This window comes from Methylotenera sp., assembly GCF_036401095.1.
Taxonomy (GTDB): Bacteria; Pseudomonadota; Gammaproteobacteria; order Burkholderiales; family Methylophilaceae; genus Methylotenera.
Map to the genome: position 1 here is coordinate 73,709 of NZ_DASWWA010000016.1, position 24,923 is coordinate 98,631.

General features: G+C 44.7%; 27 protein-coding genes and 2 tRNA genes. 16 read left to right on the forward strand and 13 right to left on the reverse strand.

The genetic code is table 11. From position 1 onward, the window contains the following. Positions 1-36 precede the first annotated feature (36 nt). Positions 37-1,854, reverse strand: coding sequence for a diguanylate cyclase (locus VGD82_RS09450; protein ID WP_331020155.1), 1,818 nt, complete (start codon positions 1,852-1,854; stop codon positions 37-39). Positions 1,855-2,048: 194 nt separating this feature from the next. Beyond that, positions 2,049-2,252, reverse strand: coding sequence for a cold-shock protein (locus tag VGD82_RS09455; RefSeq protein WP_015832706.1), 204 nt, complete (start codon positions 2,250-2,252; stop codon positions 2,049-2,051). A 367-nt stretch (positions 2,253-2,619) separates the two neighbouring features. Between VGD82_RS09455 and infA the strand changes: the two genes are divergently transcribed. The 5 genes from infA (at position 2,620) to VGD82_RS09480 (ending at position 7,851) form a co-directional block, all read left to right on the forward strand. Then, positions 2,620-2,877, forward strand: coding sequence for a translation initiation factor IF-1 (gene infA, locus VGD82_RS09460; protein WP_331020156.1), 258 nt, complete (start codon positions 2,620-2,622; stop codon positions 2,875-2,877). A gap of 44 nt (positions 2,878-2,921) precedes the next feature. Continuing rightward, positions 2,922-3,317 carry a hypothetical protein gene (locus VGD82_RS09465; protein ID WP_331020157.1) on the forward strand — a complete coding sequence of 132 codons (396 nt, stop codon included), beginning with the start codon at positions 2,922-2,924 and terminating at the stop codon, positions 3,315-3,317. Between the two features lie 63 nt (positions 3,318-3,380). Continuing rightward, on the forward strand, positions 3,381-4,469 hold the full coding sequence (locus VGD82_RS09470) for an efflux RND transporter periplasmic adaptor subunit (RefSeq protein ID WP_331020158.1): 1,089 nt from the start codon (positions 3,381-3,383) through the stop codon (positions 4,467-4,469). Beyond that, positions 4,469-7,540: a CusA/CzcA family heavy metal efflux RND transporter gene (locus VGD82_RS09475; protein WP_331020159.1), complete on the forward strand. Its 3,072-nt coding sequence runs from the start codon at positions 4,469-4,471 to the stop codon at positions 7,538-7,540. Before VGD82_RS09470 ends, VGD82_RS09475 begins: the two co-directional genes overlap by 1 nt. Continuing rightward, entirely contained in the window at positions 7,537-7,851 is a 315-nt protein-coding gene (locus VGD82_RS09480; protein WP_331020160.1) for a DUF3240 family protein, read from the forward strand. The genes VGD82_RS09475 and VGD82_RS09480 overlap by 4 nt, the downstream gene beginning before the upstream one ends. A gap of 175 nt (positions 7,852-8,026) precedes the next feature. On the opposite strand, the gene VGD82_RS09485 is transcribed toward VGD82_RS09480, so the two are convergent. From VGD82_RS09485 to VGD82_RS09495, 3 genes are all read right to left on the reverse strand, one after another. Continuing rightward, positions 8,027-8,103 (reverse strand) — tRNA-Asp (locus tag VGD82_RS09485). A 70-nt stretch (positions 8,104-8,173) separates the two neighbouring features. Continuing rightward, a tRNA-Val gene (locus tag VGD82_RS09490) sits at positions 8,174-8,249 on the reverse strand. Between the two features lie 144 nt (positions 8,250-8,393). Beyond that, a complete protein-coding gene (locus tag VGD82_RS09495; protein ID WP_331020161.1) occupies positions 8,394-10,103 on the reverse strand; it encodes a diguanylate cyclase domain-containing protein in 1,710 nt (569 codons plus the stop codon). 349 nt (positions 10,104-10,452) lie between these two features. Here VGD82_RS09495 and VGD82_RS09500 point away from each other — a divergent pair, with 349 nt between their 5' ends. After that, positions 10,453-10,773 carry a PepSY domain-containing protein gene (locus tag VGD82_RS09500; protein WP_331020162.1) on the forward strand — a complete coding sequence of 107 codons (321 nt, stop codon included), beginning with the start codon at positions 10,453-10,455 and terminating at the stop codon, positions 10,771-10,773. On the opposite strand, the gene VGD82_RS09505 is transcribed toward VGD82_RS09500, so the two are convergent. From VGD82_RS09505 to ftsY, 6 genes are all read right to left on the reverse strand, one after another. After that, complete coding sequence (locus VGD82_RS09505) at positions 10,770-12,101, reverse strand: sensor histidine kinase (protein ID WP_331020163.1); 1,332 nt, start codon at positions 12,099-12,101, stop codon at positions 10,770-10,772. The genes VGD82_RS09500 and VGD82_RS09505 overlap by 4 nt on opposite strands. Beyond that, positions 12,101-12,766 carry a response regulator transcription factor gene (locus VGD82_RS09510; protein ID WP_331020164.1) on the reverse strand — a complete coding sequence of 222 codons (666 nt, stop codon included), beginning with the start codon at positions 12,764-12,766 and terminating at the stop codon, positions 12,101-12,103. Before VGD82_RS09510 ends, VGD82_RS09505 begins: the two co-directional genes overlap by 1 nt. Before the next feature lie 3 nt (positions 12,767-12,769). Continuing rightward, a complete protein-coding gene (locus VGD82_RS09515; RefSeq protein ID WP_331020165.1) occupies positions 12,770-13,099 on the reverse strand; it encodes a PepSY domain-containing protein in 330 nt (109 codons plus the stop codon). 170 nt (positions 13,100-13,269) lie between these two features. After that, complete coding sequence (ftsX, locus tag VGD82_RS09520) at positions 13,270-14,190, reverse strand: permease-like cell division protein FtsX (RefSeq protein ID WP_331020166.1); 921 nt, start codon at positions 14,188-14,190, stop codon at positions 13,270-13,272. Further along, entirely contained in the window at positions 14,187-14,900 is a 714-nt protein-coding gene (gene ftsE / locus VGD82_RS09525) for a cell division ATP-binding protein FtsE (RefSeq protein ID WP_331020167.1), read from the reverse strand. Before ftsE ends, ftsX begins: the two co-directional genes overlap by 4 nt. A 44-nt stretch (positions 14,901-14,944) precedes the next feature. Beyond that, positions 14,945-15,925, reverse strand: a complete 981-nt coding sequence (gene ftsY, locus VGD82_RS09530) for a signal recognition particle-docking protein FtsY (RefSeq protein ID WP_331020168.1) — start codon at positions 15,923-15,925, stop codon at positions 14,945-14,947. Between the two features lie 311 nt (positions 15,926-16,236). On the opposite strand from ftsY, the gene VGD82_RS09535 reads away from it, so the two are divergent. The 9 genes from VGD82_RS09535 (at position 16,237) to ybaL (ending at position 23,292) form a co-directional block, all read left to right on the forward strand. Next, on the forward strand, positions 16,237-17,562 hold the full coding sequence (locus VGD82_RS09535) for a pitrilysin family protein (RefSeq protein WP_331020169.1): 1,326 nt from the start codon (positions 16,237-16,239) through the stop codon (positions 17,560-17,562). Between the two features lie 53 nt (positions 17,563-17,615). Beyond that, entirely contained in the window at positions 17,616-18,956 is a 1,341-nt protein-coding gene (locus tag VGD82_RS09540) for a pitrilysin family protein (RefSeq protein ID WP_331020170.1), read from the forward strand. 138 nt (positions 18,957-19,094) lie between these two features. Further along, on the forward strand, positions 19,095-19,655 hold the full coding sequence (gene rsmD, locus VGD82_RS09545) for a 16S rRNA (guanine(966)-N(2))-methyltransferase RsmD (protein WP_331020171.1): 561 nt from the start codon (positions 19,095-19,097) through the stop codon (positions 19,653-19,655). After that, a complete protein-coding gene (gene coaD, locus VGD82_RS09550) occupies positions 19,642-20,142 on the forward strand; it encodes a pantetheine-phosphate adenylyltransferase (RefSeq protein ID WP_331020172.1) in 501 nt (166 codons plus the stop codon). Before rsmD ends, coaD begins: the two co-directional genes overlap by 14 nt. Positions 20,143-20,145: 3 nt before the next feature. Next, positions 20,146-20,397, forward strand: a complete 252-nt coding sequence (locus tag VGD82_RS09555) for a YfhL family 4Fe-4S dicluster ferredoxin (RefSeq protein WP_331020173.1) — start codon at positions 20,146-20,148, stop codon at positions 20,395-20,397. Positions 20,398-20,412: 15 nt separating this feature from the next. Further along, positions 20,413-20,802 (forward strand): lactoylglutathione lyase, encoded by a 390-nt coding sequence (gene gloA, locus VGD82_RS09560; protein WP_331020174.1) that lies wholly within the window; start codon positions 20,413-20,415, stop codon positions 20,800-20,802. A 73-nt stretch (positions 20,803-20,875) separates the two neighbouring features. Continuing rightward, positions 20,876-21,130 carry a GIY-YIG nuclease family protein gene (locus tag VGD82_RS09565; RefSeq protein WP_331020175.1) on the forward strand — a complete coding sequence of 85 codons (255 nt, stop codon included), beginning with the start codon at positions 20,876-20,878 and terminating at the stop codon, positions 21,128-21,130. After that, positions 21,120-21,365 (forward strand): hypothetical protein, encoded by a 246-nt coding sequence (locus VGD82_RS09570; protein WP_331020176.1) that lies wholly within the window; start codon positions 21,120-21,122, stop codon positions 21,363-21,365. Before VGD82_RS09565 ends, VGD82_RS09570 begins: the two co-directional genes overlap by 11 nt. A gap of 235 nt (positions 21,366-21,600) precedes the next feature. Then, entirely contained in the window at positions 21,601-23,292 is a 1,692-nt protein-coding gene (ybaL, locus tag VGD82_RS09575; protein ID WP_331020177.1) for a YbaL family putative K(+) efflux transporter, read from the forward strand. Between the two features lie 110 nt (positions 23,293-23,402). On the opposite strand, the gene VGD82_RS09580 is transcribed toward ybaL, so the two are convergent. Together VGD82_RS09580 and VGD82_RS09585 are read right to left on the reverse strand one after the other, a co-directional pair. Continuing rightward, the gene (locus VGD82_RS09580; RefSeq protein ID WP_331020178.1) at positions 23,403-23,780 is read right to left on the reverse strand and encodes a septal ring lytic transglycosylase RlpA family protein; all 378 of its coding nucleotides are present in this window, start codon (positions 23,778-23,780) and stop codon (positions 23,403-23,405) included. A 291-nt stretch (positions 23,781-24,071) separates the two neighbouring features. After that, complete coding sequence (locus VGD82_RS09585) at positions 24,072-24,266, reverse strand: hypothetical protein (protein ID WP_331020179.1); 195 nt, start codon at positions 24,264-24,266, stop codon at positions 24,072-24,074. A 228-nt stretch (positions 24,267-24,494) separates the two neighbouring features. Here VGD82_RS09585 and VGD82_RS09590 point away from each other — a divergent pair, with 228 nt between their 5' ends. Further along, positions 24,495-24,749 (forward strand): hypothetical protein, encoded by a 255-nt coding sequence (locus tag VGD82_RS09590; RefSeq protein WP_331020180.1) that lies wholly within the window; start codon positions 24,495-24,497, stop codon positions 24,747-24,749. Positions 24,750-24,923 lie beyond the last annotated feature (174 nt).

Here is a 24,923-nt window from a genome sequence, read left to right on the forward strand (position 1 = left end):
GCAACGTATCTTAGCTTAGATACTATTCACGAGATTTTATTCAGTATGCGCTTTGGGTGGCTCTGCCCCTACAACGCGGTTGCGCCCGGATTGCTTCGCTAAATATAGTGCGGCATCTGCTCTTGGCAGAACGCTATCTACAGACTCACCGTGCACGCGTTCTGCAACGCCTGCGCTGAATGTGATCAGCACACGTTCATTATTGTGTAGGAAAAAGTTCTTGGTAAGGTCACGCTGCAAGCCAGACACCACCGTGACTGCATCATTCTGGTTGGAGCCTGGCAGCAGAATTACAAATTCTTCGCCACCGTAGCGCGCCAAAACATCGGTGCTGCGCAAAATACCTTTTACCACTTTAGATAAATGGGCCAGCGCTTTGTCGCCTGTAGAGTGTCCCATGGTGTCATTGATTTTTTTGAAGTGATCAACGTCCAGCATCGCCAGCGATAGCGACGTGCCGTGCCTGTCTGAGCGCTCAAATTCACGAATCAAGGCCTCATCCATACCGCGCCTGTTTAAAGCGCCTGTGAGGAAGTCTTCATGGGCTGCTTCGCTAATATAATCCAACTTGAGTGTCAGCTCGTTGATTTTCTTTTCGGCCTCTTGCGCCTTTTTCTGAGACTCTAGCAGCGTCTCATGGTTAGCCTTGGCCTCAGTATTCATTTCGCCAATATCGTCTACTAAATGCTCTAGTATCGAATTGAGCTCAGTAATATCGTTTACGGCATTAATTTGATTGTGGTACTCCTGAATCTTGCTCTGGTAGTTTCCGGTAGATGAAGTGATGTCTGCTAATCTGCTGACAAAAGTATTCACCATGCTTTTCAGAGTTTCTTTGGCTTCAATCAGGCCGGGTTTAATTTGCGCCTGTTTGAAAATGAGCTCTTTCAGGCTGCTTTCGGCGTTATACACTGTGTCAATTTTTAAAGGCTTAGAGACAATCTCTTTAACGATAGCGATTTGTGCATGTAGCCATTCATCTTCAATGGTCAGTTCCGCCATACTGGAAACAAGTAGGCGTAATATTTCAATCAGCGCTTCCTGCATTCTGCGTTGTGCGTCAGTTTGCATTTCTGCGCGTAGTAGGGTTGAGCGTAATGCGCCGTTCAGTTCTTCGATTTGCTCTAAGGTTTGTGCAGACTCTGCTTGTTTAATCAGCTCTTCCACACGATTTGCGGCACTGGGCGAATCTGCGAATTTTGGCATGACAATAATACGAATGGTTCTTACCAGTATGTCACGCCAGGCAATAGCGATATCGGCAGTAGGGGTAGAGCCGTTATGGTCTGCGTAATGCAGCACCTGTTTGGCACTTTCTACATCATGATGGTTGGGTGCTGGTGTATGGTTGGCCGATATTTCAATATCTGCAGCTTTGCCCTCGCCCCATGAGGTGATGAGGGTCTGAAGCTTTTCAGCCAGTTGAGCCGGATCATTGCCAAATGTAGAGATGACACGATTTAAACCCTCTCGTTTGCTTGATGGGGTCAGTTCTGTATGGTTAAGCTCTAGCTGTTTAAGTAAATAGCGTAATAGCGGCGCCCACTGCACATCGCTATCTGCATCGTTAATAATCAGTGCACGCAGTTGTGCATCCAGATTAACCGCGTCGTTCTTTTCAATCAGGTTTGGAATACGTTTTGCAATCGTTGCGTATTTGGGATGTTCTTTACCTTTTTCTACCAGTATCTTGTTGAGTGTGACATCTAGTAAAGCTTTGCCATTGGATGAAGCGCCGCCTGCAATCTCATCATAAACTTTGCTGTAATTTTCCGGCGTAGGCGGTTTCTGGCTCTTTGATAGCTGAATTAAAGTTTGGCGAGCAATTTCAAGTGGTGTTAGTTTTTGTTCCATAAGATCCGACTGATTAATCCTTTTGGGTGATTGTTACATGATGTCACGCTTGTAACAAGCCACCATCTTACTTTGGAGTCAATTTTTATATTAAGTATAAGAATAAACGTTCATCGCTTGATAGTGCAAATACTAAATCTATAGGCAAAAAAAATGACCCGATAAAGGGTCATTTTAAATGGATTCTTTAAGTACTAAATCTTCTGAATGTTAGAAGCTTGTTTACCTTTTGGTCCGTCAGTCACGTCGAAAGATACGCGTTCGTTTTCTTTCAAACTTTTGTAACCGCTATCGTTGATAGCTGAGAAATGTGCGAATAAATCGTCACCGCCTGCGTCAGGAGTAATGAAACCAAAACCTTTAGAGTCATTAAACCATTTTACTAAACCTGTTGCCATATCTTATTCCATACTTTTTAAAAAAGGGAGGCACCCTGAAAGTTCGGGTTTTTAAATGCAATCAATCTACGAAAGACTAAAAAATTAAAAATTCAAACGCCTACATTGCTTTTTACGGACAAATTGACAGGCTGTCAAGCACAATTTGAATTATCTTTGTAGGGGTATACTTGATAGTTATTAAAATCAGGCACTTATTTAACTGATTAGCTTGCTAAATTAGGTTTCTAGGGCTATAGTGCGCGTGCGTTAAGTAGTGCTTGCGTAAACTATTTTATACTCAATATTCCCAACGTTTTACGATTGCATCAACTTTTGATTCGCTTTTTGCTTTAACACGGGTCTTACATGATTTTGGAGCAAAGCAATGGCAAAAGAAGAGTTGATTGAAATGAGCGGTGTGGTAACTGAGATTTTACCGGATTCACGTTATCGTGTGACCTTAGATAACGGTCATGTATTGATCGCGTATACAGGTGGTAAGATGAAAAAGAACCATATTCGCATTTTGGCGGGTGATAAGGTTACGCTGGAGCTATCTCCTTATGATGTGAACAATGGCCGCATCACATTTAGGCATATTGATAACCATCATACTTTCACGCCTAGAAAAAGAACCTACTAAATACATCGTTTGTCATCACCCTCAATAGCTGATACATTTATTCCATGTTCAAAGGTTTGCATAAAAAACTATTGATGGTGGTCGTGGTTTGGTTTGCGATATTGCAAGCCTTTACCCCATTTATCCATGCGCATGTGCAGGCAGATACCCCCGCTTATGGGCATGGCTTGCACATGCATGAAGCTGGACTGTTTCAGTCATTAGATACAGTACACACGTTTAAGAACGTCAATGATGTACAGGTGATTGGGGTGGATAAAGCTTTAACTAAAACTAAAAATTTAGAGGCATTACCGGTGCCTCTGTTTTTGGTGTTATTTATTATTCCCTTACTCGCCATTTCTATTCGGCGTTATAAATATGCGTTTACGGCGCATATTAGTATTCCTCCTTTTCTTCAGTCTGTAGCGGGGCCGCGCGCTCCACCCCTATTCTCCTAAAAGCTCTAGATTTAATATTCGTGCTTGTCGCGAATAGTTTTCTGCTTTTTTAGGAGTGCTTTCGTGAACTATTTTCTCGTATTAATCACCTCGCTTGTATTGTTTAGCGGCAATGTGCTGGCTGCTGATGTTGTGATGAGCCTGGTGCAACAAAAAAGTCTGGGTGTAATAGTTGCCCCCATCGGTAAAAATACTTTATTAAGCAGCCGCCGCTTTCCGGCCGAAATAGTGATTCCAGTTGGTCAGGAGCGCATTGTCAGCGCACCACAGTCCGGTTTGTTAGATCAGATGCATGTTGCAGCAGGGCAGACGGTTAAAAAAGGGCAAGTAATTGCGCATTTAATCAGCCCCGACTTGCTAGGTTTACAACGTGATTATCTGCAGGCGTTAACGCAGAACAAGCTAGCTGCAAAGGCATTGGCACGTGACACGGAGTTATTAAAGGAAGGCGTTATTGCTCAGCGCCGTTATTTAGAAACCGAAAGTACGCATGATGAGGCTAGTGCCAATTTAGCGCAGAGTCGGCAAGTGTTAAGGTTGGCTGGTGTAAGTGACGACGCGATTGCAAAGCTAAGCCCATCAACTGGGATGGCTAGCGGCCTTAGTTTAGTTGCGCCAATTTCCGGACAAGTGCTAGAGCAAATGGTGACAACCGGGCAGCGTGTTGATATGGCTATGCCTTTATACCGAATTGCCAAACTGGCTCCACTGTGGCTTGAGATTCATGCGCCACTTGAAGGCTTACCATTTGTGAAAGAGGGGATGCAAGTACAGGTGCCTAAGCTACAAGCAAGTGGGCATCTTATTGCCGTGATTCGTAGTGTTAATAAGGCTGACCAGACGCTGCATTTGCGAGCTGAAATTACCAAAGGTGCGGAGAAATTATCGCCGGGGCAGTTTGTGGAAGCTGAAATCAACTTAGGCGACCAGTCTAAGTATTTTAGTGTGCCTAAGTCCGCACTTGCAAGACAAGGTAACCGTGCCTTGGTATTTGTGCAAACGAAAGCTGGCTTTAAACCGATTAACGTGACGGTTATTTCTGAGCAGGTGGACGAGGCTGTGGTTGATGCGCCGTTTGCCGGTAACGAGAAAATCGCAGTGACTGGTGTTTCTGCAATTAAAGGTACCTGGTTGGGGTTGGGAGGTGAGTGATGTTAGCTAAGCTGATTCAGTTTGCCCTGACGCAACGGTTGCTTATGGTAATTGCCACGCTAGGTTTGGCCGTAGCCGGCACGGTTGCTTATCGGGCGTTACCAATTGATGCCTTTCCAGATGTATCTTCCACACAGGTTAAGATTGTAGTTAAGGCTCCTGGTATGACGCCAGAAGAAGTCGAGGCAAGAATTACTGCACCGATAGAGGTTGAAGTGTTAGGTATACCGCATCAGGTGGGGGTGCGCTCTGTCGCTAAGTATGCACTTACTGACATCACAATTGATTTTGAAGATGGTACAGATATTTATTGGGCTAGGCAGCAACTGTCGGAGCGTTTAAATGCTGTCTGGTCTAACTTACCGGACAATGTGTCCGGCGGTATGGCGCCCATGACTACACCTTTAGGTGAAATGTTTATGTTCACCGTGGAGAGCGATGAACTGAGTCTGCAGGAGCGACGTAGCCTGTTGGATTGGGTGATTCGCCCGCAGTTACGCACAGTTGCAGGTGTGGCGGATGTTAATGCGCTAGGCGGCTTAGTGCGTAGTTTTGAAATCGTGCCGGACAATGCTCGCATGTACGCAAGAGGTGTGGCGATTAATCAGTTACAGCAAGTGCTACAAACCAACAATCGAAACGGTGGCGCTGGGCGCTTGAACGATGGGGAAGGTTCTTTACTGGTACGCTCCGAGGGTGGGTTTAAAACCATTCAGGATATTGAAAACACCGTGGTACGTACAGATCATGGCATGTCGGTGCGGGTGGCTGATGTTGCGACTGTACGTATTGGATCAATTACGCGCTATGGTGCCGTGACCAGCAATGGTCAGAATGAAACAGTGCAGGGCTTGGTGTTAGGCTTGCGAGGTGCCAATGCGCAAAAAGTGGTTGAAGGTGTAAAAGCTAAGCTGGCAGAGATAGCGCCGCAGTTGCCTAAAAGCGTCAAAATTAATGTGTTTTATGACAGGGGCGGTTTGGTTGAACGTGCTGTTAATACCGTGACCAAGGCTTTGCTTGAAGCCGTAGTGCTGGTGTTGATCTTACTGGTACTGTTTTTGGGTAATTTTAGAGCAGCACTCACCATTGCTTTTATTCTGCCGCTTGCTGCATTGTTTACTTTTTTATTGATGCGCAGTTTTGGTATGTCTGCCAATTTAATGAGTCTGGGTGGGCTCGCTATTGCTATCGGTATGCTGGTGGATGCAGCGGTAGTGGTAGTGGAAAATGTGGTTTCGCATCTGGCAGATAAAAAGCAGGTTGGCACATTACCACGTATGCATATTATCTATCGGGCAGTACGTGAGGTTAGCGTGCCGGTTACCGCTGGCGTGCTAATTATTATCACGGTATTTTTACCTTTACTCACACTGCAGGGCTTGGAGGGCAAGTTATTCACCCCAGTAGCCTTGACCATTATGTTTGCATTAGCAGGTTCGCTCTTATTGTCGCTGACGGTGATTCCTATGCTGTCTTCATTCTTGCTAAAAGAAGTGAGCCACGATAATCCATGGCTGGTGCGTAAAGCGCTGGCCCTTTATGAGCCTATATTGATTTGGTGTTTAGCCCATGCCAAGGTGATTGTGATTGCTGCACTGGTAATGCTTGCACTCACCGGCGTGGTGTATACCCAGATTGGTAAGACGTTTATGCCGGTGATGGATGAGGGTGACATTATCATTGGGGTAGAGAAATTGCCGTCGATTAACCTTAATCAAAGCATCATCACCGATATGAATGTGCAGCGTGCGATATTAAGCCAGGTGCCAGAAGTGAAAGGCGTGTATTCACGTGTTGGCTCAGATGATTTAGGGTTGGACCCAATGGGCTTGAATCAAACGGATAACTTTTTGATATTAAACCCCATGCGTGAGTGGCGTATAGCGACCAAAGAGCAACTAATTGATGAGCTACGTAAAGTGATGAATCAGTTACCGGGCCTAGCTTTTAGTTTTACACAGCCGATTGATATGCGTGTAAATGAAATGATATTAGGCGTGCGTGGTGATCTGGCGATTAAAATCTTTGGACCAGATCTAGCGACACTGAATGCAAAGGCACAGCAGATTGTTAAAATTTTAACGTCTATTCCTGGCAGCCAGGATGTATACACCCCGCAAAACAGTGGTGTGCAGTATCTGCAAATCAAAATTGATCGAATGGCGGCAGGGCGTCTAGGATTAAGCGTTACCGAGATAGAGGCCATATTGCTTGCCCAGCTTGAAGGTAAGCAGTTGGGTGTGGTGCAGGAGGGGCAAAAGCGCACTCCGGTGTTGATTCGTGGCAGTCAGGATTTACGAGCATCTCCAGCAGACTTTGGCAATTTAATGCTGACACTGGACAATGGTACAAATATACCACTTTCCGCTGTGGCCAGAATTGAGCGTGAAGAGGGTCCTGTGAAGGTCGATAGGGAGGGCGGCGCACGCTTCGTGGTGGTAACAGCCAATGTGCGTGATCGTGATTTGGTGAGTTTTGTGGAGGAAGCCAAGCAGCGTGTGCAGGCAGAGGTTAAATTTGATGAAGGCTATGCGGCAAAGTTTGGTGGGCAGTTTGAGAACCAGCAAAGAGCATCTGCACGTTTAGCTATTGTGGTGCCGGTCGCCATCGGATTGATATTCCTATTGCTGTTTGCGACATTTGGATCAGTGAAGCAGTCAGTATTGATTTTGTCTAATATCCCGTTTGCAATGATAGGTGGCGTATTCTCGCTCTGGTTGTCAGGGGAGTACCTATCCGTACCTGCCTCTGTAGGCTTTATCGCATTGCTTGGGATTGCTGTACTAAATGGTGTGGTGATGGTTAGTTATTTTAACCAGTTGCAGGCGCAGGGTATGGCAATGCTGGTTATCGTGGTGGAAGGTGCAAAGCGCAGGTTAAGGCCTGTGTTGATGACTGCCAGCATTGCTGCTTTTGGCTTAATTCCTTTGCTATTTGCAACTGGGCCAGGCTCTGAGATTCAGCGGCCTTTAGCCATTGTGGTGATTGGCGGGCTGGTGAGCTCTACAGCGCTTACATTGGTGTTGTTGCCAATCTTTTATCGCAGGTTTTTTAATGGGGCGGCAAAATGAGTCAGTATCCAAGTGAGCAAGGATTATTAATACTTATGGCGCCAGTGAGTTTAGAAGAAACATTGGTGGATTTACTGTTACAAAAAGATCAGGTGTCTGGTTTTACTACAAGTAATGTCAACGGGCATGGCAGGCAGCATGCCGAGCTTAGCTTGGTGGAGCAGGTTGCAGGCCGCCAAAAACGTGTGCAGTTTATGATACATGCCAGTTTTGCCGAGTTACAAAGCTTGGTGATCGAACTCAAGCAAATGTTTAGCGATACCGGCATACACTATATATTGATGCCGGTTGCAGAGGCGCAATCTATATAAAAGTTGGAGTAGGGTAATAGGGGCGCTTATATCGTCAGCCATCCTGCCTAGCAGTATGGCGATAAGCCTGCTTTATAACATTTGCAAGCTTAGCACAGGAAAACGTTGGCAGCTTTTTGATAAGTGCAAAAGAAAAAACCCTTACAAGTTTTCACTTATAAGGGTTTTAAAATATTGGCGGAGTGGACGGGACTCGAACCCGCGACCCCCGGCGTGACAGGCCGGTATTCTAACCAACTGAACTACCACTCCTTGAACTTTATGTATTGATAAAATCAGTACATATTCAGTTAAAGCTCAAATTTTCGTCAGTGCAAGTTTTTGGTGGGTGCTAACGGGGTCGAACCGCTGACATTCGCCTTGTAAGGGCGACGCTCTACCAACTGAGCTAAGCACCCTGCAGCACTAACGAAGGCCGCATATTACAGATAATGCGGCATGTTATCAACACCTTTTTCACTTAATTTAAATAAAAATGATATTTTTTTTATGGGCGCAATTTATTGGCCCAAGATTTCAATATTTTGAGGTTTTTGTGGTGGCTAAATGAAGTCGCTGTCAAGTCTAATTTGGTTGCGACCCGCGCCTTTTGCCGCATACATGGCATCGTCTGCACGTTTTAAAACTTCATCTTCATTTGACTCATGGCTAACAAATACGACAACGCCTATGCTAGCTGAGCATAGATGCTCAATTTTTGTTTTGTTGTCATTGGTATTTAATGACAGTGAATATGGCGCTAATAATGCTTTACGTATTTTCTCTGCAATACGGTTGGCTTGCTGTACAGATTTTTCTTTATCGGTAGTTAAAGTGTTGAGCAGCACGATAAACTCATCACCGCCAAATCGAGCAACGGTGTCACTTTGGCGCACACAACTTTTGATGCGCTCTGCTACTTCTAGCAATAACGCATCACCAAATGCATGGCCATAAGTATCATTGATGGGTTTGAAGTTATCTAAATCCAAAAACATCAGCGCACAGTAGCGGCCATTACGTTTGCTGGATGCCATGGTCTGGCTTAAGCGGTCTTTCAGCAGGCGCCGGTTGGGGAGTGTGGTGAGCGCATCGTAAAATGCCAATTGACGTACTTCATCTTCTAGCTGCTTACGGTCTGTAATGTCTAAATTGTGGCCTTGCAGATACAGCAGTGCTCCGGTTTCGTCTTTAATTGGAGTGACACGGCAATAGAAATCACGGTACACGCCATCGTGCCGTTTTAATCTAAAGTAATGGTCATAGCTAGATTTCTTTTCAAAATCCACTTGCCAGATTTTTTGCGCCTCTGCTATATCTTCCGGGTGTACCACCGAAATCCATTTTTCTTTGGTGAGGCTGTTTTCTGGATCTTGTCCGGTAAAATCAAACCACTGCTTATTTGTATAGGTGAACACTCTGCCGTCAAACGCCCACATATGTATATTGGTATTGTTTAGCAGCACAGATAGTTTCTGCTCGCTTTCTGCCAGTGCTTTGCTTCTATTCGCAAGCTCGGCGGTGCGCTGCTTAATTCTTTCTTCGAGGGTTTCCTGATTGAGCAGAATCTCGTCATTAGCCCGCTTGAGTTTACCAACCACTACTTTGATGTGTTTGATAAATGGATGAAAAATCAGCATTGCTTCTAGTGCAAGCAAAAGCAAGGTCACAATCCATAAAGTGGTTTCCGCTTTTTCCAACCGCGTGATAGCTGCTTCACCTTCTAATTGATATTGATGTACTGCCTTATCTAGTGAAGAAACTAACGTGCCGGGAGCTGTGAGCGTGATATAACGCAATGCCGGATTGTCTATTGCCAGTTTTTCATTATCTGCAGCAATCAATGCGCGTACCGTATTGATGTAGGTTCTTACTTGTTGGTTAAGTGGCTGCTCTCCATCGTAATACATGGCCTTGATGGCTGGAGACATGGTGCTTGGTAGCCTCATGGCTGGATTGCCATGTAGCAAGCCGTGATGTGAGGTCGCCATTAGTTCAACAGACTCTTTCAGCTTGAGGCGAATCGCTGCACGTTCACTGCTGGGTGCTGTGACTAATAAATTAGCAAACAGGGCAGTACGTTGGCTTAACATCCGTTGTCGCCCACTTATGTTAACGACAGCAGCTGTGCTATTTTGTTCGGATATGACAAGTTCTAGGCTATACCATGCGGCGGTTGAGAGTGTTGCGACGAGAGAGAGTGCAAGGACGTAACGCCAAGTGAGCGCTTGAGCGATGCCTAGGTCGTCTTTGATGTGTAGTTTTGTGAACAAGTATTTTCTCAGTTCTTGTCACTGCATATGACAATTGACTATACGCCAAATTTCTACATCAAGGAGAAGGCATTTGCCTGTCTGTCAGCTGTTTGAAATATTAGGTTTAGTACATGGGTTAACTCTAACAAAATTGTCAGTACAGGTAAAGTGACCCTATTAAGTATATGGTTAACTAGGCAAGCTATTTGGCAGTGTTTGAATGTTGTTAGTATCACGGGCCTGCTTTGGGATATTTAAAGATGCATTGATAGTGATAAATGTTAAGTGTTTGTTGTGATGACTTTTTAAGCTTGATTTAAGCTTTGGCGCATAAAGTGATGTCACCATTTATTAAAGGAGTTACATCATGAAAAAACCAATCTCTACATTTACCTTAGTTTCACTTCTTTCGCTGAGTTTATTATCGCCTTTAGCATTTGCTGATGATGATATTCATGAAATTGAAGCTATTTCTAAAGAGCTAGGTTTAATTACCTTAGAGCAGGCTAAAACAAAAGCGTTGGCTGCAAAGCCTGGCGCGGTTGCCGATGTAGATCTGGAAAATAGAAAGTTTGGCAAAGGCTGGTATTACGAGTTTGAAATAGTCGATGCCGATGGGCGCGAGTGGGAAGTATTAGTCGATGCGAAAACCGGTGCGGTACGTGATGTGAGCCGCGAGTGGTTTTAAGTAGTGCGTGGGCTGAATCTAACTTCAACGCGTAAGCCGCCAAGTGCGGCTGAGCGGCTAAAGCTTAGGTTAGCTCCGTAGCTGTTTGCAATGTCGTATACGATGGCAAGTCCCAAGCCGCTGCCGGCAACCGTTTCATCCGCTCTAAAGCCGCGTTGAGTAAGGGAATTCAGCTCATGTGCCGGGCAACCTGGACCGTCATCCTCTACTACAAAAATGGGTGCGTCATTGCCTGTTACTGTAAGTGACACATTACGTGTGCACCACTTACAGGCGTTATCCAGCAAGTTGCCCAATATTTCTAATAGGTCTTCACCATCGCCATGAAATCGCGTTCCTTCTGCGATTTCCCACGTGATATTAACGGTTTTGGTTTGATAAATCATACGCATGGTATGCGTAAGCTGAGCAATCTCGGTTTTTAAATCCACCTGTTGCATAGGTTTTGCATTCCCCATTAAGCGTGCGCGTTTCAGTTCACGTTCGATAATTTGGTCAAGCGACTCTGTCACCGCATAAATGGATGCACGAATCTCAGGTAGGCCATCAATTTCTGTGCGTTCCGCTGTTTGGTTCAGTAGTGTGAGTTTGGTTTTGAGTGCGTGTGCTAAGTTACCTAAAGACTCTCGGGAGCGTTTAGATTTCTGCTGGACTGTATGCAGTAAATGATTAAGCTCTGTAATCAGCGGTGCAATTTCATCTGGCCCTTTTGATGCAATTTGGTCAGCCTCACCACGCTCTAGTTTGGCAATGTCACTCTGCATCTCTTTTAGTGGTAAAAGCGCGCGCTGTATCATTAGCCGTTGTATAGCCAACAACAGGATTAGGCCAAGCAGTGAGATTGCGCCATAAATCAGCTGAAAGCGCTCAATGCTGGCTTTTATCGGGTCCAGGTTTTCAGCGATTGCAATCGTAATTGGCAGGGATTGTTTTTGGTAGCCATGTGCCACAATCAGTAACGACTGCTGTTCCGGGCCTTGGCTATAAAGTAATTGCTGCTCACCGGCTGCTAAGGGGCCGATATTCATGTCGGTATCCCACAGTGAGCGAGAAATTAAGCGTTGCTGCCCAGAAATGACCACATAATAGTTACCGGAGAATGGCCGCTGGTAAATGGCGCTTAGTCGCTGTGCGTCAATTTCCAATTGGTTGGATGCATTTAACCTGGCGCTGGCAAGCAGGCTTTCGCCTTCATGCTGCAGGCGCTTAATCAACTGATCTTCACTGAGTTTATTAATCGCATAACTAACCACCAGCCATTGCAGTGATAGCAACACCACCAAGCTAAGCGTGATACTCCATGACAGCCTGCCTTTAAGTGAACCCATTAAGCACTCACCCCAAACACATAACCTTGGCCGCGCCGGGTTTGTATAAGGTGGCTACCAATCTTTTGGCGCAGGCGATTGACGTAAACTTCAATCACGTTGCTGTCTTTATCTGCATCATACTCATAGACATGCTCTGTTAATACCGATTTGGAGAGGATATGCCCGGGGTGTAGCATAAAATAGCGCAGTAACCTGAACTCTACATTCGTGAGGTTATGCTGAGTACCATCTTCAAATATAACGGTTTGCGTCTGCTCGTTCAGCTTGAATTGAGCTGATTGCAGCTCGCTTGCATGATTAAGCATGCTACGTTTTAGTACGGCACTGATACGAGCAAGCAGTTCCTCAATTTGAAACGGTTTGCTGACATAGTCATCTGCACCAGTGTTAAAGCCTGCAACCTTATCTTGCCATCCGCCTCGGGCAGTGAGGATAATCACTGGTGTGTTGACCTGCACATTGCGCCAGTGTGCCAATATCTCCAAGCCATTACGCTTGGGTAGGCCTAAATCCAGAATGGCTAAATCATAAGGCTCTAATTCACCTTGTATTTCTGCTTCTATGCCATCGTTGACTAAGTCTGTGGCATAGCCGGCGCGCTGTAGGCTGGTTTGCAATTGTTTGCCTAGTATGGGGTCGTCTTCAACCAAAAGCAGGCGCATGGGTTAATCCTCAAGTTCCATTTTGATCAGCTTGCCAGTTTTTGCATCTAGTTTGATTTCCCAAACTTGGCTCTGCGCATCCAGCAGTTCTACCTCATAAATATACATGCCTTTTTTGTGTTCTAGCTCAGTTTCTAGCACCTCACCAGGTTTAATTTCTTTTGCTAGTTTCGTGATTTTTTCTAATGGAAGTATTTTTCCTGCACTTAGTAGTTGGCGTGCAGTTTGCTGATTAATATCAGCTTTTGCCGAATTGTTGGTGAAAATAAAAACAGCAGCAAGCAATAAGAATGTTGCTGTTAACAATACAAAAATACCGAGTTTTTTCGTCATAGTGTGTTTGATTTGCTAGGGGCAAGTTGCAGCCTTAGTCAAAAACTCCAAGTGAAGGTAATGGTATGTATTGTGCATGCGTAAGCTTAACTCAAGCTTAATGATGATGCATAAGATCTTGACGCCTGAAGTACTCAGGCGTTTTGGTGTGTTTTATCTTGAGGCGTACACTAGTTTATTTTGTAACTTGCAATCGCGCGTGATACGGCAATGTATGAACCTGCCCAGCCTATGCAGACTGCAGTAATGATGACTGCTAGAAATAGCTGTAAATTTAATAGCGATAAACTGAAGTCATTACTATATAAATGGGCGATTTGTGACATAGAGAGATTAAATACGTGAATTATGCCCATCAGCATCAGTACTGCCATTAAGCCGCCAAATAGTCCGTATAGCGCCCCTGCATATAAAAATGGCATGCGTATAAAGCTGCTGGTTGCTCCAATCAGGTTGCTCACTTCAATTTCATCTTTTTGCGTCAAGATTTGCATGCGTACGGTATTGCCGATAATCACCAGCAATACAATCGCTAATAAGCCGGCAATCATAGAGATTAGTGTTTTACCTAAGCTTAGTAACGATGACAGGCGCTTTACCCATTCGGTATTTAGTAATGCCAGCTCTACGTTAGGTAGGCTTTGCAGCGTATCTTTTAGCTGAATCAAGCTATCCGGGTCGGCAGATTTAGCCTGAATGAAAAATGCATCTGGCAATGGATTCTTACCCAATTGTGATACAGCATCATTAACGTCTTGATTACTTTGCGATTTAAGTTGCAGCTGCTGCCAGGCTTCCTCTTTAGTCACGAAGTGAAAGCGCTCAATCTCTTCATTTTGTGCTAATTGGCGTTCAATTGTTTTAATCGCGCCAGCGCCAGCTTCTACATTGAGAAACAGGCTGATTTCTGTGTCTTTTTGTATGTGGTCTGTAAGTTTAGATAAGTTATCTACCGCCAAATAAAATAAGCTAGGTAGGCACATTGCCACCCCAATCACTAGGCAAATCATAAACGTTGACAGCATGTTGGCGTGCATGCGGTTAAGTACCAGCTTAAGGGTTTGTATATGTTGGTTTAGCCAGTTACTCATGATGTAAAACGCTCGATAGAGGACGACTCTTGGTTTAAATTGGATGTGTTTAGTAACGGTTCGCTCAGTGAGCCTTGGTTAATGTGCAGCACGCGATTTTGTGTGGCGCTCATGCCTAGGGCATCATGCGTAGACATAATTACCGTGACCCCAACTTGGTTAAAGGCGTAGAAGATTGCCATAATGTCGGCTGCGTAACTTGCATCTAAATTGCCGGTAGGCTCATCTGCCAGCAGAATAGACGGACGGCTGACCACTGCGCGTGCAATTGCCAAACGTTGCTGTTCGCCGCCTGATAATGTAATTGGCATCGCCTTTTCTTTATGCAGTAAACCTACTTTATCTAGCGCTGCACGTACTCGCTTAGCTGCTTCTTGTCCGGATATGCCGTTGATATGTAAAGGTAAAATTACATTTTCAAAACAGTTTCTATCGTAGAGCAGTTTGTGGTCCTGAAAAATCAAACCAAAGCGGCGGCGTAAAAACGGAATGGCAGAAGGTTTTAACTGGCTGATATTTTGATTGGCAATTAATACCGTGCCACTAGTAGGGCGCTCTGTGGCTGCAATCAGCTTTAACAGTGTGCTTTTGCCGGCGCCAGAGTGGCCAGTCAGGAACACAAACTCACCAGCATCAATATTAAAGCTAATGTTTTTGAGTATTTCATCGCTACCCGGGTAGCGCTTGGTGACTTTATCAAATTGAATCATGCTGGTATTTTAGTCTTAATATATGCACGCGGATTAAAAATAGTTTAGGACTCGATCATCGCGTCAATAAATTCATTAGCGTTGAACGCTCTGAGGTCGTCAATCGCTTCACCAATGCCAATATAGCGAATCGGAATCGGGCGCGCTTGAGCGATGGCGGCAATCACTCCGCCTTTTGCTGTGCCATCCAGCTTGCTGAGCACCAAGCCAGTTACGCCTAATGCGTCATCAAAAATTTTCACTTGTGATACTGCGTTTTGCCCGGTGTTCGCATCTAATACCAGTAATACTTCGTGCGGTGCACCAGGTAGCGCTTTATCCATCACGCGTTTTACTTTTGCAATTTCATCCATCAGGTGCATTTGCGTCGGTAAGCGCCCAGCGGTATCCGCCAGCACAATATCAATATTTTTAGCGCGCGCCGAGTTGATGGCGTCAAACATCACGGCTGCAGGGTCGCCGCTGGTTTGCGCAACCACATGTACATTGTTACGCTCGCCCCAAATTTGCAATTGTTCACGTGCGGCAGCTCTAAAGGTATCGCCAGCCGCAATCAGCACGCTTTTGCCTTCGGACTGAAATAGCTTGGCTAATTTACCGATAGTGGTGGTTTTACCCGCACCGTTTACGCCAGCGAGCATAATAATAAATGGCTGGTGCTTGTTTGTGACTAAAGGTTGTTCTAGCGGAGAGAGTAAGTCAGAGAGTGCATCTTTTAATGCAGCTTTGAGCTGAACTGTATCATCCAGACTTTGGCGTTTTACGCGGCTTTTAATATCATCCAGTAAATGCTGGGTGGCGTTGATGCCTACATCTGAGGTGAGGAGTATGGTCTCTAGTTCTTCATAGACCTCTGCATCAATTTTGCCGCCGCCAAAAATGCTGGCAAGTTGATTGCCCAGCTGATTTCTGGTTTTTGCTAGGCCCTGCTTTAAGCGAGCAGCCCAGCTTTGGCTTGTGGCTGCATCCACTGGGCTAGTCTCTGCGGCAACAGGCGTTTTGTCTTTTTTGAAAAAATCGAACATAAATTTTTAACTGAGTTTAGTAGCACTATTTTAGCTTAATTTCGCTTGCGGCAAACCAGTTCATTTGATGTATGTTAATGAATGTTTATGTATTTTTAATTGAGCTTTGTTAAGGGTTGGTATTGACCTGCCTTAAAAGAAGCCAGTAATTTATTGAGATGCTAGCTAGGCTGAACTAAGTCAGTGGTATCCTTGTCCCAAAATCTGATTCAGTGCATCTCTCGAGCAGATGCTGGCTTTTGAATATTGATCACAATAACTGGAGATTAAGTCCTGTGCGTACAAAATGCTTTTTACTACTTTTGTTAGTAATGCCTGTCACTGTTTTTGCTAACCCACTCATTAAAGAATTTAAGCTGGATAACGGCCTTAAGTTGGTGGTGCAAGAAGACCATCGTGCGCCGGTAGTCGTATCTCAGGTGTGGTATCGCGCTGGTAGCTTAGATGAGGTGAATGGTAAAACCGGTGTGGCACACGTGCTTGAACATATGATGTTTAAGGGCACAAAAAACGTACCCGCAGGCCAGTTCTCACGTTTGATTGCAGCCGCCGGCGGCAAGGAGAATGCCTTTACTAGCACCGACTACACTTGCTATTTTCAGCAGCTGGAAAAATCACACTTGCCACTGTCCTTCAAGCTAGAAGCTGACCGCATGGAGAATCTGCAGTTGAGTGAAGAGGAATTCGCTAAAGAGATTAAAGTGGTGATGGAAGAGCGGCGCTGGCGCACTGATGATAAACCACAATCTCAGGTGAATGAGGCTTTTCAAGGGGTGGCGTATCGCGCGCACCCGTATTCACGCCCCGTGATTGGGTTTATGAATGATCTGGAAAATATGACCGTTGCTGATGCACGCGAGTGGTATCACAATTGGTATGCGCCTAATAATGCTACGTTAGTAGTGGTGGGTGATGTGAAAGCTGATGATGTTTATAAGTTGGCAAAACAATACTTTGGCAAAATTAAAGCCAAGGCACTGCCTGAACGTAAGCCACAAGTAGAGCCAGTTCAGTTGGGCGAGCGGCGCGTGGTGGTTAAAGCGCCAGCAAAGTTGCCATACCTGCTGATGGGCTACCATGTGCCGCCTGTAGTTAACCCTGAATCAGATTGGGAGCCTTATGCCTTGGAGGTGTTAGCTGGTGTGTTAAGTGGTAACCCTGCCGCACGTTTAAATCAAAGCCTAGTGCGAGATACACAATTAGCGATAGATGCAGACGCGGGCTACGATTTATTAGCGCGTGGTCGTCAAAGCTTATTCTCATTAGATGGCACACCAAGCGAGGGCAAAACCGTGCTTGAGTTGGAGCAGGCTTTAATCGAGCAAGTTGAGAAAATCAAGAAATCAGGTGTTTCACAGCAAGAGCTTGATCGTGTAAAAGCAGGTGTGATTGCTGCGGACGTATACCAACGCGACTCTATGTTTTATCAAGGCATGCAGCTTGGCACGATAGAAACTATTGGCTTCTCTTGGAAGATGCTGGAAGATTACCCCAATAAGTTACGTGCAGTTACAGCAGAGCAAGTGCAGGCAGTTGCAAAAAAATACTTGAACCAAGATAACCTAACGATTGCTACATTAGACCCGCAGCCGATTTCCCCCAATGCAAAGCCTCAGGGTAAACCGCACGTACATTAATAAAGCATTACACTTTAATTAGGCATTTAAGTTTGATTTTTAAGGTAAAAATAATGAGTTTGCAATATATAAAAAGAATAGTGGCATCAGGTTTCTTCATTGTTAGCACAGGGCTGATGTTTGCTACAACCAGCGCCCAAGCAGCGGTTAAGATTGAGCAATGGCAAACTACTGCCGGCTCAGCCGTATATTTTGTAGAAAATCATGACTTGCCGATTTTAGACCTTAGCGTTAACTTTGCAGCGGGCAGTGTGCGTGACACAGCAGAAAAGTCTGGCGTGGCCAGCATCACTCGCTACTTAATGACGCTGGGCGCTGCCGGTATGAGCGATGAAGCAATTGCCAATAAGTTTGCAGACGTAGGTGCGGTATTGGGAGGTAGTTTTGATGCAGATCGTGCTGCGTTGTCGTTACGTACTTTAAGCAGTGAGCGTGAGCGATTACAGGCACTCAATGTGTTTACGCAGATTCTGCAAAAGCCAGACTTTCCTGATACAGTGCTAGCACGTGAAAAAGCACGCATTATTTCAGGCTTACAAGAGTCCGCCACTCAGCCAGAAAGTATTTCAACAAAAGCGTTTATGTCAGCGCTATATGGTAATCATCCGTACAGTCTGGATGACAGCGGTGAAATTGATACAGTAGCTGCAATTAAGTCTGATGATTTGCGCGCGTTTTACCAGCAGTTTTACGGTGCCAAAGGCGCGGTCATTGCCATTATTGGCGACGTAACACGCGCGCAGGCGCAGCAGATTGCTGAAAGCCTAAGTGCTGGGTTGCCTGCATCGGCGGCACCTGCCCCGATTGCCGCTGTCACTACACCTAGCCAAGCAAAAGAGCAGCGTATTGCACACCCTGCATCTCAATCGCATATTTTATTGGGCTATACAGGCATTAAACGTAATGACCCTGATCTGTTCCCACTGTATGTAGGTAACTATATTTTAGGCGGTGGCGGGTTTGTCTCCAGGCTGACCGAAGAGGTGCGCGAGAAGCGTGGCTTGGTGTATAGCGTGTACAGTTACTTCATGCCTATGGCCGAGGCAGGGCCGTTCCAGATTGGTTTGCAAACGAAAAAAGATCAGGCCGAAGCTGCATTGGCGTTAGTGCGTGAAACCTTGGAAAAATTTCTTAAAAATGGCGTTACTGAAGCAGAGCTAAAGGCTGCCAAAGCCAATATCATTGGTGGTTTCCCAATGCGTATTGATAGTAATAAGAAGATTTTGGATTATCTAAGTGTGATTGGCTTTTACAAATTGCCGCTGACCTACTTGGATGGGTACAATAAAAATGTAGAGAACGTGACTGCTGCGCAAATTAAAGATGCGTTTAATCGCCGTTTGAATACAAAGAATTTTGTTACTGTGATTGTGGGGGATCCAAGCGCACAGTAACTTTGGTGTCATCTCACTGTGTTTAAATTAATCGCAGTATTCAACATCCCTAATGCTAAGCCTGTGATTTGCAATGGGGTGTGATGCGAATTAATAGTAAAATGCGGTTTTATTGCAATCAATAGCACCGCATTTAATATGGCTGAGAAAAAACTAAATACTGTACGCATCAATGCGGGAGAATGGCGTAGCCGTTTACTCAAGTTCCCTGATGCACAGGGTTTACGCCCAACGCCAGAGCGTGTCAGGCAAACGGTATTCAACTGGCTTGGGCAAGACCTAACCGGTAAAAAATGCTTAGATTTATTTGCCGGTACTGGAGTCATGGGGTTTGAAGCGCTATCGCGCAATGCTAAGTCCGTGGTGTTGGTAGAGAAAACCACCGCAGTATATCGCGCGATGTTAGACAATAAGGCTATGCTCAAAGCCGATGCAGCGCAGGTGCTTAACATGGATGCCTTGGTTTTTTTAGATAAAAATCAGGAATTGTTTGATGTGGTTTTTGTGGACCCGCCATATCACCAAGGCTGGCTGAATAAAGTGTTAGCACAACTGGCTAAGCATTTAAATGCACAAGGCGTGGTCTATGTGGAGGCTGAATATGCGTTGGCCGATGACGAAACTTGGCAAGTATTTAAGCAGAGTAAAGCAGGTAATGTCTTTTATCATCTGATAAAATTGCGCGATGACACAAACTAAAAAACGCATTGCTGTTTACCCAGGTACTTTTGACCCGATTACTCTGGGGCATGAAGATCTTGTCCGCCGCGCCGCCTATTTGTTTGATGAGGTTGTGGTTGCAGTGGCGGGCAGTACCAATAAAAGCACCTTATTTAATTTAGAAGAGCGTGTTGCCCTAGCGCAAAATCTATTCGCCTCTTACGATAATGTAAAAGTTGTTGGTTTTAGCGGATTGCTGATGCAGTTTGTACAAGACCAAGCCGCGCAAGTAGTCATTCGTGGTCTGCGCGCTGCTTCTGACTTTGAGTACGAGTTTCAACTAGCGGGAATGAACCGCAAGCTTTACCCAAAATTAGAAACCCTATTTTTAACGCCTTCCGAGCAGTATATGTTCGTGTCTTCAAGCTTGGTGCGTGAGGTAGCTAAGTTGGGTGGTGCGGTAGATCAGTTCGTGTCTAAATCAGTTGAAGATGCGATTGTGAAAAAATTAAAAGTGAGTCTTTAGTTTATGGCGTTGATGATTACAGATGAGTGCATTAATTGCGATGTGTGCGAGCCGGCATGCCCGAATAGTGCAATTTATCAGGGTGAAGAGATCTACGAGATCAACCCGGATTTATGTACCGAATGTGTAGGGCACTATGATAAGCCGCAATGTCAGCAGGTGTGCCCGATAGATTGTATTCCGCTAGACCCGGATAAAGTGGAATCTAAAGAGCAACTGCTTGAAAAGTATCATCAATTAACAGCATCTAATTAATAATAAGGACAGCAAATGCGCATGCTACATACTATGCTTCGTGTTGGTAACATGGAGCGCTCCATTAAGTTTTATACTGAAGTATTAGGCATGAAGTTGCTACGTCAGCATGATTACCCAGATGGCCAGTTTACCTTGGCTTTCGTGGGCTACGGTGCCGAGAGTGACCATACAGTACTGGAACTGACCTACAACTACGGTGTAGAAAGCTATGACATGGGCAAAGCTTACGGCCATATTGCCATTGAAGTAGACGATGCTTACAAAGCCTGCGATGCCGTGCGTAATGCTGGCGGAAAAGTGGTGCGTGAGGCTGGTCCAATGATGCACGGCACAACCGTGATTGCATTTATTGAAGACCCAGATGGTTACAAAGTCGAGTTCATTCAGGCCGGTACTTTTTAACTCTTATCGACAATGGGCGTGCATGGTGTTGCCCGTTTAATTGCCAACAAGAACTCATGTTAATGCTAGTGAAATGACTTGGTGCTTATACCTGCTGGAATGTAAGAACGGTGCTTACTATGCAGGAATTACCAATGATTTAGCATCAAGGTTTTCTGCGCATGTGGCTGGTAAAGGCGCGCGCTATACCCGCGCCAACCCGCCTATTAAAATTCTAGCTTCAAAGCCTTATCCAGATCGCTCGACTGCAAGCGTTGCCGAGGCGCAGTTGAAAAGTCTACCCAGACATAAAAAACTCAATTTTTTTGAGGGTGTTAATGATGGATAAAGCAGTTTTACTCAAAGCAGTGCAGGCCGCGCAATCAGGCGATTGGGATGCAGCACATCAAATCGCGCAAGATTACAATAGCCCCACTGCTAATTGGCTACACGCCGTGCTGCACAAGATTGAGGGCGATGAGTGGAATAGCAAGTACTGGTATGGCCGTAGTGACGGGCGGAATTATCAGGACTTTTCTGATATTGAGGCTGAGTTAGGGGCGATATATCAAAGTTTAATCTAATCATTAAGAACGATATGCAGCCTAGCCTTGTCTGCTATAGGTACAGTATTTAGATTGACCGTCAGAATAAAAGCGCTGCTTGATGTGTATGTGTGATGTAAGGTAATGTATTTGACCTAGTGTGTTGGGTAGGTGAAATGCATATTACGATACCGAGCCAGTGCTAAAAACGTAATCAAGAAAATAATTCAAATAAACGCTAACTTAAGTTAGCTCGATAAAGTTGTAAAGGCCTATGGATCATAACGTCACACTCATTAGTACTATCGCCGCCGGATTTGGCCTAGCTTTAATCTTCGGTTTTATTGCAGAGCGCTTTAAGCTATCTGCTTTGGTCGGCTACTTAGTCGCCGGCATGTTGATTGGGCCAGCTACGCCTGGATTCGTGGCTGATGCCCATATCGCCTCTCAATTATCAGAAATCGGTGTTATGTTGCTCATGTTTGGCGTGGGTTTGCACTTTTCTGTCGATGATTTAATGTCGGTGAAGCGTATCGCTATACCGGGTGCAATTGTACAAATGAGTATCGCTACCATACTTGGAATGTACGTTGCTAACACTTGGGGATGGACGTTTGGCGAAGGCTTGGTATTTGGCCTGGCATTGTCTTGCGCCAGTACCGTAGTGCTTCTAAGAGCGCTAGAGTCGAGAAACTTGATGCAAAGCATCAATGCTAAAATTACCATAGGCTGGTTAGTGGTAGAAGACCTACTGACGGTGCTAGTGCTTGTACTGTTACCTCCATTAGCAAGTCTATTAGGCGGTACTGCAGTAGATGGAGGAACAACTTCAATTTGGCAAACCCTAGGCCTAACACTATTACAAGTGATCGCGTTTATTGTGATTATGTTAGTAGTCGGTAAGCGTCTGTTACCGTGGCTGCTCTGGCATGTGGCTAAAACGGGCTCGCGCGAGCTATTTACGCTATCTGTGATCTCGGCTGCTATCGGTATTGCGTATGGTGCCGCTGCGCTGTTTAGCGTTTCGTTTGCGTTGGGCGCTTTCTTTGCTGGCATGGTGATGCGTGAGTCTGAGTTTAGCCATCGTGCAGCGCAAGAGTCATTGCCACTAAGAGACGCGTTTGCTGTGCTTTTCTTCGTTTCGGTGGGGATGTTGTTTCAGCCGTCTATTCTGCTAACTAAGCCATTGAGCGTGCTGGCGGTCGTTGGCGTGATTGTCGTTGGAAAGTCAATTGCAGCAATGGCGATTACGCTGGCATTCCGTTACCCGCTTAATACGGCGCTGGTCGTAGCGGCAAGCCTTGCGCAAATTGGCGAGTTTTCTTTTATCTTGGCTGGTCTAGGCGTATCACTTGGTATTCTTCCTGCGGAGGGTATGAGCCTGATTCTGGCCGGCGCATTAATTTCTATCGCCATTAATCCTTTGTTGTTCTCAGCCATTATGCCATTTAGAAAATGGCTAGTAGGGCTTTCCAGCGTAGCAAGGGAATTAGAACAAAGAGTTGATCCCTTTGCTGAACTGCCGATGAGTACTGAGCGCAAATATTTAGAAGGGCAGGTTGTGCTTGTGGGCTATGGGCGGGTTGGTAGCCGGATTGCTAATGAGCTAAAGGAGCATAATATTCCTTTTGTGGTTGCCGAGCAGAATCGGGCGATTGTAGAGGGCTTGCGTAAGAAAGGCATCCCTGCCGTTTCTGGTAATGCGTCTGAGCCTGGCGTTTTAATCCAGGCGCATATAGCTAATGCTTCTATGTTGGTAGTGGCAACGCCAGAGCCGATTGATGTACGCAAGATGGTGGATACCGCTAAAGCGCTTAGACCTGAAATCGAGATTGTACTAAGGACGCATAACGAAGATGAGTCCGAATTATTGCGCAAAGATAAATTAGGTACAGTTTTCTATGGAGAAGAAGAGTTAGCAATTGGCATGTCTAAATTCGTTGTGAACCAGTTTGCACCTAAGTAGTAGTGGAAGATAGTTAGATCTGAGGGGTCAGTTTCGGTCCAAAGCAGACGTTAAATATCTGATTAAGTCGTGCCGAAAAACCGTGTCACGCTTGAGCTAATTGTTATGTGCTACTGAACAACTTCTATACTGACGTTTATCACGCCAGAAGAAGGGTTGCCAATACTACTGAATGCAGATTTTGAAAGATCAATGACTCGACCTTTTGCGAAAGGGCCACGATCATTTACTTTCACAACGACGCTTTTTCCATTACTCTTGTTCGTTACCTTTACACTTGAACCGAGAGGGATTTTGTTATGAGCCGCTGTTTTTAAACTATGGTTATACCGCTCTCCGCTAGCAGTTTTTCGGTTCTGAAATTTGTCATCGTAAAAAGAAGCTTCTCCCGATTCAGTATGGCCGATCCAATTGTCGCGATCACCAGTTGGTATACTGCTACAACCGGACAAAGCTAGTAAAAATAATACTATCGATAACGTTTTCAAAATGAGTTTCAGCTTTCAGTTTTAGTGGTTGTGGATGATTCTCGCATAACTTTGTCTTAAAGACAGCTTTATGATTCCAAATTAAGAAGCCAGAGATATGTTTCCATTAAGAGGCTGCTCTGACATGCTTCCTCTCTTTATATTTAAATAACCGGCAGAGTGACTGCACATCGGTACTTCTACAACTGAATCACCCCATTTTTTACTGAGCAATCGAGTTTAAAGAGAGTATTTATAGCTAAAAATGACAGACAGTTAATGATCAATGTCTTTATTATTTTTTTTTAGGTTTTATTCAAGCTTTTCCCTTTCCTCAATTGTAGGAGCATCACGAATGATTGCTAGTTTTTTGATTGCTTCTCTTTTCTGTAGTTGGTTAATTGTTTTGGCATTTTTAGTGAAACAACCAATTATTTTTACTGAAATGATAAAGTGTAAAAATGCGAACCTTAACTTGCAAGACATGCCACCAATTGGCTCACTCATTGTGTTAACGAATGTGTATTTAAGTGAAGATTGCCAGAAATTAAGGAAAGAATTAATCGGAAGCTTTATTTTGTTATATCTATGTTTTTGGGGTAGGAATGATTTATATAGTTAAGTGGTACATTTAATAAACATTAAGACCGTATTGCCTGCGCATGTACCAATGTTTCAGGTGCCCCATATCTTTATGACCAAATCAATACAGAAAACTTAACGCAAGGACACCGCATGAAAAAACTATTAGTAACAATCCAATTAGAGCTAGACATTCCTGACACATGGGACTTGGTAGAGCATCCCGACCAAGTACAAGCAATTAAGATGGATAATGGGCAGTATATGCACATGAGCTTCTTGCCTATGATGACATCAGATTTTAAAGCAGGTGCTGAGTGGTCGAGCGAATGTCCCGATGAGTTTACCGAGGACATCTTAGATATGGTTGCTGATGAAGAGGTTTTAATGAAGCTTGAAACTGATTAATTAAATGCTGCGCTTAGATACCTAAGTTTTTAGGTATCTCAATATATTTAATTACTTACATATATCAATAACACAGAGTAGCCAACTAAGCATATCAGCGATTGGTATTGCTATATTTAGCCCCCATGGCTTAGTGCCTTAGGGGCTAAATATATAAGTTTGATCTAAGTAAAA